Origin of the sequence: Streptomyces sp. NPDC058308 (genome assembly GCF_042880275.1) — a bacterium.
In the GTDB taxonomy this organism is placed as follows: Bacteria; Actinomycetota; Actinomycetes; order Streptomycetales; family Streptomycetaceae; genus Streptomyces.
This window is the reverse complement of record NZ_JBHVZA010000020.1, coordinates 160,558-172,619: the sequence shown is the minus strand read 5'-3', so window position 1 is coordinate 172,619 and position 12,062 is coordinate 160,558. Positions and strand designations below refer to the sequence as shown.

The 12,062-nt window shown below is 69.8% G+C and carries 9 protein-coding genes; 6 read left to right on the top strand and 3 right to left on the bottom strand.

Translation table 11 applies throughout. The features are described from left to right. Nucleotides 1–143 precede the first annotated feature (143 nt). The 3 genes from ACFVYL_RS25965 to ACFVYL_RS25955 form a co-directional block, all read right to left on the bottom strand. Nucleotides 144–1,781 (bottom strand): ABC transporter substrate-binding protein, encoded by a 1,638-nt coding sequence (locus tag ACFVYL_RS25965; protein WP_389719885.1) that lies wholly within the window; start codon nt 1,779–1,781, stop codon nt 144–146. A 478-nt stretch (nt 1,782–2,259) separates the two neighbouring features. Next, complete coding sequence (gene typA, locus ACFVYL_RS25960; protein WP_389719884.1) at nt 2,260–4,167, bottom strand: translational GTPase TypA; 1,908 nt, start codon at nt 4,165–4,167, stop codon at nt 2,260–2,262. A 319-nt stretch (nt 4,168–4,486) separates the two neighbouring features. Continuing rightward, nucleotides 4,487–6,862, bottom strand: a complete 2,376-nt coding sequence (locus ACFVYL_RS25955) for an ABC transporter family substrate-binding protein (protein ID WP_389719882.1) — start codon at nt 6,860–6,862, stop codon at nt 4,487–4,489. A gap of 168 nt (nt 6,863–7,030) precedes the next feature. Here ACFVYL_RS25955 and ACFVYL_RS25950 point away from each other — a divergent pair, with 168 nt between their 5' ends. The 6 genes from ACFVYL_RS25950 to ACFVYL_RS25925 all read left to right on the top strand — a co-directional run bounded on the left by ACFVYL_RS25950 (nt 7,031) and on the right by ACFVYL_RS25925 (nt 12,051). Continuing rightward, nucleotides 7,031–7,189, top strand: coding sequence for a hypothetical protein (locus tag ACFVYL_RS25950; RefSeq protein WP_389719881.1), 159 nt, complete (start codon nt 7,031–7,033; stop codon nt 7,187–7,189). 123 nt (nt 7,190–7,312) lie between these two features. Continuing rightward, complete coding sequence (locus tag ACFVYL_RS25945) at nt 7,313–7,630, top strand: hypothetical protein (protein WP_389719879.1); 318 nt, start codon at nt 7,313–7,315, stop codon at nt 7,628–7,630. A 111-nt stretch (nt 7,631–7,741) separates the two neighbouring features. Further along, entirely contained in the window at nt 7,742–8,575 is an 834-nt protein-coding gene (locus ACFVYL_RS25940) for a hypothetical protein (RefSeq protein WP_389719878.1), read from the top strand. Nucleotides 8,576–8,591: 16 nt separating this feature from the next. Continuing rightward, the gene (locus ACFVYL_RS25935; protein WP_389719877.1) at nt 8,592–10,541 is read left to right on the top strand and encodes a fumarate reductase/succinate dehydrogenase flavoprotein subunit; all 1,950 of its coding nucleotides are present in this window, start codon (nt 8,592–8,594) and stop codon (nt 10,539–10,541) included. After that, nucleotides 10,538–11,308, top strand: a complete 771-nt coding sequence (locus tag ACFVYL_RS25930) for a succinate dehydrogenase/fumarate reductase iron-sulfur subunit (RefSeq protein ID WP_389719875.1) — start codon at nt 10,538–10,540, stop codon at nt 11,306–11,308. Before ACFVYL_RS25935 ends, ACFVYL_RS25930 begins: the two co-directional genes overlap by 4 nt. 56 nt (nt 11,309–11,364) lie before the next feature. After that, nucleotides 11,365–12,051 carry a TPM domain-containing protein gene (locus ACFVYL_RS25925; RefSeq protein WP_389719873.1) on the top strand — a complete coding sequence of 229 codons (687 nt, stop codon included), beginning with the start codon at nt 11,365–11,367 and terminating at the stop codon, nt 12,049–12,051. The last annotated feature ends 11 nt before the right edge of the window (nt 12,052–12,062 follow it).

Genomic DNA, 12,062 nt, shown 5'->3' with positions numbered 1-12,062 from the left:
TTCCCCCCCTCCTGGGTGGGGGGGGGGGGGGCCGGGGCTAACTCCCCAACCGGGGGGGGGGGGTGGCGCGCCCCGGGCCAGCGCCTCGGTGGGGTGCCGCCGCTCGGGATCGGAGCGGCGACACCCGACGACGGTCCCGATGCTTACTTCTGCTTCACCTGGACGTCGGTGAAGATGGGGTCGCCGTCCTGGCCGTAGGGGATCTTGCCGAGGATGTTGACCGACTGGCCGCTGTTGGCCTTGTAGAACCACAGCGGGATGGCCGGCATCTCCTTGACGAGGATCTGCTCCGCCTCCTGGTACAGCTTCACGGTCTCGTCGAGCGTGGCGGCCTTGTCGGCCTTGGTGCTCAGCTCGTCGAACTTCTTGTTGGAGAAGCCGCTGGTGTTACCGGCGGCCTTGGAGCCGTACAGGTCCCTCATGAAGTTCGAGTTGACGGGGTAGTCGAGCACCCAGCCACCGCGGTACAGGGACTTGACCTGCTTGTTGTCACGCGCGTTCAGGTCGGCCTGGAAGGTCGGCTTGGAGGCACCGACGCACTCGACGCCGACGGACTTGCGGATGCTGTTGCAGACCGCGTCGACCCACGGCTTGTGGTCCTGGTCGGCGTTGAACTGGATCGAGATCTTGTTGCCGGGAACACCGCCGCCCTCCTTGATGAGAGCCTTGGCCTTCTTCGGGTCGAACTTGGCGACGTCGCCGAGGGCGCCGTCCTTGTGGCCGAGCACACCGCGGGCGACGAAGGAGTCGGCCGGGGTACGCGTGCCGTGCAGCACCTTCTCGGTGATCGTGTCGCGGTCGATCGCCATGGACAGACCCTGGATGACCTTGGGGTCGATGTCCTTGAACTGCTTGGAGTAGAACGCCGGGACGATCGACTGGACCGCGGAGTACTCCTGGTCGATCGCGCGGTCGCCGAGGTCCTGCTTGTAGTTCGTCAGCGCGGTGGTCGGAACCTGCTCGATCCAGTCGAGGCTGTCCGAGCGCAGGTCCGAGTAGGCGGCGTCGGCGGTCGTGTAGTTCTTGAAGTCGATGCCGCCGTTCTTCGCCGCGTTCGGGCCCTTGTAGCCCTCGAACTTACGGACCTTGACCAGCTTGTTGTGGTCCCACGAGACGAACTTGTAGGGGCCGTTGCCGACCGGCTTCTGGCCGAACGCCTTCGGGTCCTTGAAGAAGGCCTCCGGGAGCGGCGCCCACACGTCGTAGCCGAGCTTGTACGCGAAGTACGAGACGGGGCTGTTGAGCGAGATCGTGAAGGTGTTCTCGTCCACGACCTTCAGGCCCGACATCTTGTCGGCCTTGGGCTTGCCCTTCTCGGGGTGGACGTCCTCGTAGCCCTTGATGTCGGCGAACCAGCTGGAGTTGGTCTGGTTGTTCGACACGTTGGCCGACCAGTTCCAGGAGTCCACGTAGGACTTGGCGGTCACCGGGGTGCCGTCGTGGAACTTCCAGCCCGGCTTGAGCTTGACGGTCCAGACCGAGGAGTCCTTGTTCGGCTTGACCGACTCGGCGTTGATGTTCACCAGCTTGCCGGAACCGGGCTTGTAGTCGACCAGGCCGGCGAAGACCGTGCGCAGGACGCGACTGCCCTGGCTCTCCTTGGCGTTGGCCGGCTGCAGCGGGTTCTGCGGCTCGCTGAGCTGCGCGGTGACAATGCCCTTCGGGTCCGCCTTGCCCTTGTTCATGTCGTCACCGCTGTCGCTGCCACCGCCGCAGGCGGTCGCCGCCAGAGTGACGGTTATCGCGCACGCGACCCACTTGGCGCTCTTGGCACCACGCATGGGGTTCCTCCTCATGAGTCCACTTGTTCACTGCAAGAGGGGGTACGTGCAACCACGCCGACACCCCTGACGGCGAAGATCGAGTACCCCAGTGTGCTCGTGAGTCGGCGCTCCCCACAGCGCGTGACCCATTGACCCGAGCTATACGCGGTCAACTATTAGCCATGAGGTACCGGTCGACCACACCCTTTTGGTCTCGGTTCAATCACACCTGACGCGTACAACTTCCAAAATCCGGACAAACCGATCCGAGATAGATGGTTGCGAAACGGACGTGTTACACATCTAACGGTCAGTGACGTCCGGATAGCGGACGCTCCCCAGCCAAAAACCAGTTGCCGGGAACCCCTCGGCCGACAGTGGCCACACGGTACTCGCCAGGAGAAACGCAGAAGGCCGATCCCCGCCGCACCCCTCAGGGGCGGCGGAAATCGGCCTCGTGGCGACTGAGTGCCACCAACTGCGCTACATCAGCGGGTCAGTTGTGCTTGGCGCGGGACGCGGAACGGCCGCGCTCCTTCTGGTCAAGGACGACCTTGCGGATGCGCACGGCCTCCGGGGTCACCTCGACGCACTCGTCGTCGCGGCAGAACTCCAGGGACTGCTCCAGGGAGAGCTTGCGCGGCGGCACGATCGCCTCGAACGAGTCGGCGGCGGCCGAGCGCATGTTGGTGAGCTTCTTCTCCTTGGTGATGTTCACGTCCATGTCGTCGGCGCGCGAGTTCTCGCCGACGATCATGCCCTCGTACACCTCGGTGCCGGGCTCGGTGAACAGCACGCCGCGCTCCTGGAGGTTCGTCATCGCGAAGGCGGTGACGGCGCCGGCGCGGTCGGCGACCAGAGAGCCGTTGTTACGGGTCTTCAGCTCGCCGAACCACGGCTCGTGGCCCTCGTGGATGGAGTGGGCGATGCCGGTGCCGCGGGTGCTCGTCAGGAACTCCGTACGGAAGCCGATGAGGCCGCGGGAGGGCACGACGAACTCCAGGCGGACCCAGCCGGAGCCGTGGTTCGACATGTTGTCCATGCGGCCCTTGCGGACGCCCATGAGCTGCGTGACGGAGCCCATGTGCTCCTCGGGCACGTCGATGGTCATGCGCTCGACCGGCTCGTGCGTCTTGCCGTCGATCTGCTGCGTGACGACCTGCGGCTTGCCGATGGTCATCTCGAAGCCCTCGCGGCGCATCTGCTCGACCAGGATGGCGAGCGCCAGCTCACCGCGGCCCTGCACCTCCCAGGCGTCGGGACGCTCGGTCTCCAGGACGCGCAGCGAGACGTTACCGATCAGCTCGCGCTCCAGGCGGTCCTTGACCTGGCGGGCGGTGACCTTGCGGTCCTTGACCGCGGCCTTGGCGTCCGCGCCCTTGCCGGTGCCGCCGCGGCCGACCAGCGGCGAGGTGTTCGTACCGATGGTCATGGAGATCGCCGGCTCGTCGACCGTGATCAGCGGCAGCGCGATCGGGTTCTCCGGGTCGGCCAGCGTCTCGCCGATCATGATGTCGGGGATACCGGCGACCGCGCAGATGTCACCCGGGCCCGCCATCTCGGCGGGCTTGCGGGTGAGCGCCTCGGTCATCATCAGCTCGGTGATGCGGACGTTGGCGATGGTGCCGTCCCGCTTGATCCACGCGACCGTCTGCCCCTTGCGCAGCTCGCCCTGCTCGACGCGGAGCAGCGCGATGCGGCCGAGGAAGTTGTCCGCGTCGAGGTTGGTGACGTGCGCCTGCAGCGGCGCGGCCTCGTCGTACGTCGGGGCCGGGACGTGCTCAAGGATCGTGGAGAAGAACGGCTGCAGGTTGGTGGAGTCCGCCGGGACCGTGCCGTCCTCCGGCTTGGTCAGCGAGGCGACGCCGTCACGGCCACAGGCGTAGACGATCGGGAACTCGATCTGGTCCTCGTCCGCGTCCAGGTCCAGGAAGAGGTCGTACGTCTCGTTGACGACCTCGTCGATGCGCGAGTCCGGGCGGTCCGTCTTGTTGATGCACAGGATGACGGGCAGCCGCTGCTGCAGCGCCTTGCGCAGCACGAAGCGGGTCTGCGGCAGCGGGCCCTCGGAGGCGTCGACCAGCAGGACGACCGCGTCCACCATCGACAGACCGCGCTCGACCTCGCCACCGAAGTCGGCGTGGCCGGGGGTGTCGATGATGTTGATCGTGATCGGATCCCCGCCGTCCTTGGGGTGATACTTCACCGCCGTGTTCTTGGCGAGGATCGTGATGCCCTTCTCACGCTCCAGGTCGTTCGAGTCCATCATGCGGTCGTCGAGGGACTCGGCGGCGTGCGCGGCGAAGGAACCGGCCTGCTTGAGCATGGCGTCGACGATGGTCGTCTTGCCATGGTCGACGTGAGCGACGATGGCAACGTTGCGGATGTCGTGGCGCGTGGCCATAGTGCGGCGTACTCCTGGAGTGAGTGGATGGTCACACGCACCTCTGAAGTACGCGAACCCTGCCGGGCTGGACACGCCACGGCCTCACCCCAGTCTACGGGCCTTCCGCGGAGGCAGCCTCCGCGGGGGCGTCGCGGGGGTGGGGAAAGCCTCGGGAACTTTGGGGAAACAGCAGGTCAATGGGTAGGTATGAGCTTGCCCGCCGGGGTCGCCGACGGGCAAGAGAGTTGAGCGGAATCTGAGCAGAGGCCCTGCGGCGAGGGGGAGGCCGGGGGCGGCGCGCGCAGCCCGTACCGCCCGCCTGTCCGCGCTATCCGCACTATCCGGCGGACGGGCTGCCCGAGGGCTTCGCGCCCGGCTTCAGGAAGCCGATGTCCTCGTAGTGCGGGGCCTGGAAGCCGAAGGCTCCGGCGTTCGCCAGGTTCGGCCGGGCCGCCATCAGCTGGGGGCGCTGGTAGAGGGGGATGGAGCCCGCCTCGGCCCAGATGCGGGCGTCCGCCTTCTTGACCAGGGAGAGTGACGTTTCCTCATCGAGCTCGCCGACCGCCTGGTCGAAGAGCTGGTCGATGTGGTCCGTGCCGACGCGCGTGTAGTTCTGCTCGACGTTCAGCGACCCGTCCGCGGCCGGGACCGGCTTGGCGAAGATCGGGCGGGCGTCGGTGGCGGGGAAGGCCGACGCGGGCCACGAGTACAGGGCGAGGTCGTACTGGCCGGACGCGATGTGGTCCTTGAAGTAGCTGTCGTCGGCGACCTTCGCCGTCTCCGTGCGGACGCCGATCTTCTCCAGCATCCGCGAGATCCGGTCGGCCACCGCGCGCAGCGGCTCCGAGCCGTCGCCGGAGGGCAGGACGAAGCGGAGCGTGAGGGGCTTGCCGTCCTTGGCGAGCGGCGCGGCCGCGGCCGCTCCCGCGGCCTTCGGAGCGGCGGTGCCCTTGGGGGCGTACGCGCCGGGGACACCGCCCTTGGCGTGGTCCTTGGCGCGCGCCTCGGACTTGGGCTTGGACTCGCCCTTCGACTCGGCCTTGGACTTCGCCTTGGACTCGCCCCTCGACTCGGCCTTGGAGTGCTTGCCGGTGTGCTTGGCCCTGGAGTGCTCGCCCGGCTCCTTCTTCTCCTTGTCGGCCTCGCGGGACAGTCCGAGGGCGTCGGCCTGCCGGTTCAGGACGGCCCGCTGATAGGCGGCCGCGGGCGCCGGGGCGAGCACCGTGGTGCCGGTCTCGGCGGGCTTGCCGTCGTCCTCCCCCACGATGTACGTGCCGTCGCCCGACTCCTCCTCGGAGTCCGCCTTCGCCTTCTTCGCGCCGGCCTCGCCGCCCGCGGTCTTCGCGTCCTTGTCCTTCTTCCCCTTGAGCGGGCCGCCCGGCGTCCAGCCCGCGTCCGCGAGCAGCGCCCGCGCCTCGGCGGTGTCCTGCTCGCCGAGAGCCCCGCTGTTGTCCGCGTACGCCTGCTGACCGGCGAGGGCGAGGTGGCTGCCGACCGGCACCGCGGGCAGGCCGAGCGGCTTGAGGACGGTCTTCGCGAGCTCCTCGCGGTTCAGGGCGCGGGCCACCGCACGGCGCACGCGGTCGTCGGCGAGCGGTCCCTCGGAGCCGTTGAGGGCGAGCTGGGTGTAGGCCGGTTCCAGGGACTTGCGGACCACGTAGCCGCGCAGGCCCTCCTGCTCGGTCGCGTACTTCTTGACGGCCTTGCGGGTCTTGGCGCGGGCTGCCGTCTCCGTGGCGGCGGCCTCCTCGTCGGAGCCGTGCGCGAGCGCCCAGGAGCGGAGCGCCCTGGCGGGGGTCAGCGCGGCGCCGGGGCCGTGCGCCGGCGGGCCCTGCGCGCCCTTGTCCCGGGCGGCCAGGGAGATCCGTCCGGCCTCCGCCGAGTCCACCGCGGCGAGGTCGACCCTGTTCTGGGCGAGCGCCCCGGCCCGCTCGGCGCGCGTCACCCGGCGCAGCACGATCTTGTCGAGCTTGGCCGGGCTGCCCCACCAGCGCGGGTTGCGCTCCAGCGTCACGTCACCGGCCTTCTGGTCGACGGAGGCGAGCGCGAAGGGGCCCGCGGTCACCTTCAGCCTGCGGCGTGCGCCGTCGTTGAAGGTGTCGGGGGCGCCCATGACCTGCTTGGGGTAGAGCGGCGAGAACAGGGAGCGCCAGTCCGCGTACGGCTTGGCGAAGGTGACCCGCACCTCCAGGTTGTTCGCGCCGCGCTCGATCTTCTGGATGCGGTCGTAGCCCGCGTTGCGCGCCGTCCAGTACGCGGAGTCCTTGCCGGACAGGGCCCGCCACTGGGCGGCGAAGTCGTCGGCGCCGACCTCCCGGCCGTCGCTCCAGACGGCCTGCTGGTTGAGCTTGTACAGGACGACCTGCTGGGGCTCGCGCTCGACGACCTTCGCCGACTCCAGGAAGTCGGCGTTGCGCTGCGCCCTGCCCTGCGCGTCGAGGCGGAACAGGGACGGCAGGACCGCGCCGGCCACGCGTGCGGTGCCCTCGTCGGCGTCGGCCTGGAAGGAGTTGAACGTCTCGGGCAGCGCGTCGACCGCCCAGTTCATGGTTCCGCCGTCGGCGACCAGGTCCCGGGCGGCGGGAGCGACGTCCTGGCCCGCGGTCGGCCGCCCCGCCTCGTCGTTCGAGCTGCAGCCGGCGAGGGCGGGCAGGGCCAGCACCCCCGTCGCGAGGAACACGACAGATCTGACTCTGGCGCGGTCGTGGGACATGGCTGGTACCTCCGGGGTCCGGGGCTCGCCCGGCCGCCCGCTACCAGGACCGGGCCGGGTTTGATCACGTTTGGCGGTATATGGAGCTGATCACATCTATCGCTCCACTGAAGGCGACGGGACAGACCCCGCGGGGGAGGCACGACGCGGGGCGCCCATATCCCACTCGTGCGGCCCAATGGGGCGGGCGCGCCGACGACGGCACGCGGCAGCGGCCCGATGGGGCAGACGCCCACGACGGCACCCGGCAGCGGCCCGGGGCACGTTCCGGTCGCCGGACGGTCGCCGTCGTCCGAGGTCGGCGAGATCGGCGAGATCGGCGCGTGATCCGGCGCATTCACCGCTCTCGATCCGGCAATCGGTGCAGATCCCTTCACAAGCCGGGATGTGACGCGCGACACTCGCAGGCGCATGAGCGTTGCCACCGCACACCCGAAGTGAGGGCAAGTAATGGCTCTGCACGATGAATTGACGGCTGTCCAACGATGTGTGGACGACCTCGTCCGCTCCGTCGGCAGACTGGAGCAGCAGGCCGACGGAGCACTGGCGGGCGTCGACGTACGCCGGGTGCGTACGGACACCGACCACCTGCGCGAGAGCGTGGCCCTGCTGCGCGCGGCGACCCCGCCGCCGTCGGCACCCCGCACCGAACCGCCCCCGCGCGAATTCGTGACCATCCCCGACACCCCGTACGACAGCTCTCTGTGGGCGAACGCCGGGGACCTCGACGACGAGGGCCTGGGCGGCTGCGACCGCCACGCGCCCTGAAACCCGACCTCCGACCCACGACCCGGGCCGCACCTCGCACCCCCGCACCCCCGCAAGCCGCACGCACTCGCAGAGCCTCTCCCCATCCGAGGACGAAGGAGTGGAGCCTCGTTGGCCACCGGCACGGAACCCCAACCGAAGAGCGGACCGGCCCCCGGCGGCGTGCGCGACGGCACGCGCGCCGCGATCACCGCTGCCCATCTGCGGACCGACCGATGGTGGCTGGCGCCCGCGGCGACCGCCGCCGGACTGCTCGCCTTCGTCGTCTACTCGACCTGGCGGGCCTTCGCGAACGCGGACTACTACGCGGCGCCCTACGTCTCGCCGTTCTACTCGCCGTGCGTCGCCGAGAACTGCGAACCGATGCGCTCGGGGCCCAACTGGGAGATATTCGGCAGCTGGTGGGGCCTGTCCCCCTCAGTGCTCATCCTGGTCTTCCCGCTCGGCTTCCGGCTGACCTGCTACTACTACCGCAAGGCCTACTACCGGGGCTTCTGGGCCTCACCGCCCGCCTGCGCGGTCGCCGAACCGCACAGGAAGTACACGGGCGAGACCCGCTTCCCGCTGATCCTGCAGAACATCCACCGCTACTTCTTCTACGCCGCCGTACCGGTGGCGGGCATCCTCACGTACGACACCGTGCTCGGCTTCCGCGACGAGCACTACGAGTGGGGGCACATGGGGCTCGGCACCCTCGTCCTCCTCGTCAACGTCGTGCTGATCTGGATCTACACGCTCTCCTGCCACTCCTGCCGGCACGTCATCGGCGGCAAACTCAAGCACTTCTCCAAGCACCCGGTGCGCTACCGCATGTGGCAGTGGACCGGCAAGCTGACCAACCGTCACATGCTGCTCGCCTGGACGTCGTTGGCGAGCGTCGCGCTCGCCGACCTCTACGTCTACCTGGTCGCCAGCGGCGCCTTCGACGATCCGCGCTTCTTCTAAGGAACGGGACCAGCTGATGTCTCAAGTGGACCGGCAGCAGTGGGACGTCGTCGTGGTGGGGGCCGGCGGCGCGGGCCTGCGGGCGGCGATCGAGGCGCGCGAGCAGGGCGCGCGTACGGCGGTGATCTGCAAGTCCCTGTTCGGCAAGGCGCACACCGTGATGGCCGAGGGCGGCATCGCCGCCTCCATGGGCAATGTGAACTCAGGCGACAACTGGCAGGTCCACTTCCGCGACACCCTGCGCGGCGGCAAATTCCTCAACCAGTGGCGCATGGCCGAACTGCACGCCCGCGAAGCACCCGACCGCGTATGGGAGCTGGAGACCTGGGGCGCCCTGTTCGACCGCACTCCGGACGGCCGGATCTCGCAGCGCAACTTCGGCGGTCACGAGTATCCGCGCCTCGCGCACGTCGGCGACCGCACCGGCCTGGAGCTGATCCGCACGCTCCAGCAGAAGATCGTCGCGCTGCAGCAGGAGGACTACAAGGAGTTCGGGGACTACGAGGCGCGCCTGAAGGTCTTCCAGGAGTGCACGGTCACCCGGGTCCTGAAGGAGGAGGACGAGGGGTTCGGCGAGGGCGGGCGGGTCAGCGGGACCTTCTGCTACGACCGCGAGTCGGGCCGCTTCTTCGTCCTGGAGGCCCCCTCCGTGGTCCTTGCGACCGGCGGCATCGGCAAGTCCTTCAAGGTGACGTCGAACTCGTGGGAGTACACGGGTGACGGGCACGCGCTCGCGCTGCTCGCCGGGGCGCCCCTGCTGAACATGGAGTTCGTGCAGTTCCACCCGACGGGCATGGTCTGGCCGCCGTCGGTCAAGGGCATCCTCGTCACCGAGTCCGTGCGCGGCGACGGCGGAGTCCTGCGCAACTCCGAGGGCAAGCGGTTCATGTTCGACTACGTGCCCGACGTCTTCAAGGAGAAGTACGCGCAGTCGGAGGAGGAGGGCGACCGCTGGTACGACGACCCGGACCACAACCGCAGGCCCCCCGAACTCCTGCCCCGTGACGAGGTCGCGCGCGCCATCAACTCCGAGGTGAAGGCGGGCCGCGGCTCCCCGCACGGCGGGGTGTTCCTCGACGTGTCGACGCGAATGCCCGCCGAGGTCATCAAGCGCCGGCTGCCGTCCATGTACCACCAGTTCAAGGAGCTGGCGGACGTGGACATCACCGCGGAGGCGATGGAGGTCGGGCCGACCTGCCACTACGTGATGGGCGGCGTCGCGGTCGACTCCGACAGCGCCGCCGCGCGCCGGGTCACCGGGCTCTACGCCGCGGGCGAGGTCGCGGGCGGCATGCACGGCTCCAACCGGCTCGGCGGCAACTCCCTCTCCGACCTGCTGGTCTTCGGACGGCGCGCGGGCCTGCACGCGGCCAGGTACGCCGCGGGCCTCGCCGCCCGCCCCGCCGTGGACGAGGAGCAGGTCGACGCGGCGGCCGCGGAGGCGCTGCGGCCGTTCAGCGCGGAGGGGCCCGAGGACGGGACGCCGCACGAGAATCCGTACACCCTCCACCAGGAACTGCAGCAGACCATGAACGACCTGGTCGGCATCATCCGCCGCGAGGCCGAGATGACACAGGCCCTGGAGAAGCTGGCCGACCTGCGGGTGCGGGCGCGGCGGGCCGGTGTCGAGGGCCACCGCCAGTTCAACCCCGGCTGGCACCTCGCCCTCGACCTGCGCAACATGCTCCTGGTCAGCGAGTGCATCGCGCGGGCCGCCCTGGAGCGCACCGAGAGCCGCGGCGGTCACACCCGCGAGGACCACCCGGCGATGAACCGCGAGTGGCGCCGCGCCAACCTGCTCTGCCGGCTCGCCGACCCCACCGGGGGTCTGGCGGCCACCGGAGCCGTACGCGGCCAGATCGACCTGGCCCGCGTCGAGACCGAGCCCATCCGCCCGGACCTGCTCGCCCTCTTCGAGAAGGAGGAGCTGGTCAAGTACCTGGCTGAAGAGGAGCTGTACGAGTGAGTTCGTACGACGCGCGATTCAAGGTCTGGCGCGGGGATCCCGGTGGTGGCGGCCTGGAGGACTACGAGGTCGAGGTCAACGAGGGCGAAGTGGTGCTCGACATCATCCACCGCCTCCAGGCCACCCAGACTCCCGATCTCGCCGTCCGCTGGAACTGCAAGGCGGGCAAGTGCGGTTCGTGCTCGGCGGAGATCAACGGCCGCCCCCGGCTGATGTGCATGACCCGCATGTCGGTCTTCGGACCCGACGAGGTCATCACGGTGACCCCGCTGCGCGCCTTCCCCGTGGTGCGCGATCTGGTGACGGACGTCGGCTTCAACTACACGAAGGCGCGCGAGGTCCCGGCGTTCGTACCGCCCGCGGATCTCGGGCCCGGCGAGTACCGCATGCGGCAGGAGGACGTGGACCGCCCGCAGGAGTTCCGCAAGTGCATCGAGTGCTTCCTGTGCCAGGACACGTGCCACGTGGTGCGGGACCACGAGGAGAACAAGGGCGTCTTCGCCGGACCCCGGTTCCTGATGCGCGTCGCCGAGCTGGACATGCACCCGCTGGACGCGGCGGCGGAGAACGGCCTCGACCGCAAGCGGGCCGCACAGGACGAGCACGGGCTCGGCTACTGCAACATCACCAAGTGCTGTACGGAGGTGTGCCCCGAGGGCATCAAGATCACGGACAACGCGCTGATTCCGCTGAAGGAGAGGGCGGTCGACCGCAAGTACGATCCGCTGGTGTGGCTGGGCAGCAAGATCCGGCGGCGGACGGAGTAGGGGGGCGCGAGTGACCCGGGTCGCGGCGGGGCGGATGCCGCCATACGCTCGCACATGTGACGCCGTCCCCGCGTGTGGCCGTCGCGCGGGCAGCAGCGGCCGCGGTGGCCGTGCTGCTCGGGTGGCTTCTGCTGCCGTGGCCCTCCCCCGCGGTCGCCGACGACCCGGTCACGCTCTCGCGCACCGGCCGGACCACCGACAGGACCGACGCCCTCGGCGAGCGTGAGAACGCCGTCGAGCAGGCCCTCGACCGGCTCTACGACGACAGCGGCGTGCAGCTCTTCGTCGTCTACGTAACGGACTTCTCCGGCCGCTCCGCGCAGAGCTGGGCGGACGCCACGGCCGAGCGCAACGGCCTCGGGCCCGACGACGTGCTGCTCGCCGTCGCGACGCACGACCGCCGGTTCGCCTACTCCGTGGACGAAGGCTCCCGGCTCACCGGTGCGCAGCTCCGGTCCGTGGCCGCCACGGCGATCAGGCCCGCCCTGCGCCACAGCGACTGGGCCGGGGCCGCCGTGGGCGCCGCGGACGGCTGTCGCGCCGTCCTCGCCGGCCGCTCCGTGCCCACCCCGGCGCTCACCACCGGCCCGGCCGACCCGGGCGGCGCGGACGACTCCGTGACCGGGGACCTGGTGCTCCCGGTGGCGGCGGCGTGTGCGGCCGGGGTCGCCGCGACGGTCGCGTACAAGCGGCGCAGGAAGCGCGCCACCACCCGTACGACGCCCGGCGGCGGCCTTGGATAAGGGGGGGCGGG

Excerpts from the sequence above, each read along its gene's own strand:
- ACFVYL_RS25965 (WP_389719885.1), bottom strand. The coding sequence starts at position 1,781 with ATGCGTGGTGCCAAGAGCGCCAAGTGGGTCGCGTGCGCGATAACCGTC.
- typA (WP_389719884.1), bottom strand. The coding sequence starts at position 4,167 with ATGGCCACGCGCCACGACATCCGCAACGTTGCCATCGTCGCTCACGTC.
- ACFVYL_RS25955 (WP_389719882.1), bottom strand. The coding sequence starts at position 6,862 with ATGTCCCACGACCGCGCCAGAGTCAGATCTGTCGTGTTCCTCGCGACG.
- ACFVYL_RS25945 (WP_389719879.1), top strand. The coding sequence starts at position 7,313 with ATGGCTCTGCACGATGAATTGACGGCTGTCCAACGATGTGTGGACGAC.
- ACFVYL_RS25935 (WP_389719877.1), top strand. The coding sequence starts at position 8,592 with ATGTCTCAAGTGGACCGGCAGCAGTGGGACGTCGTCGTGGTGGGGGCC.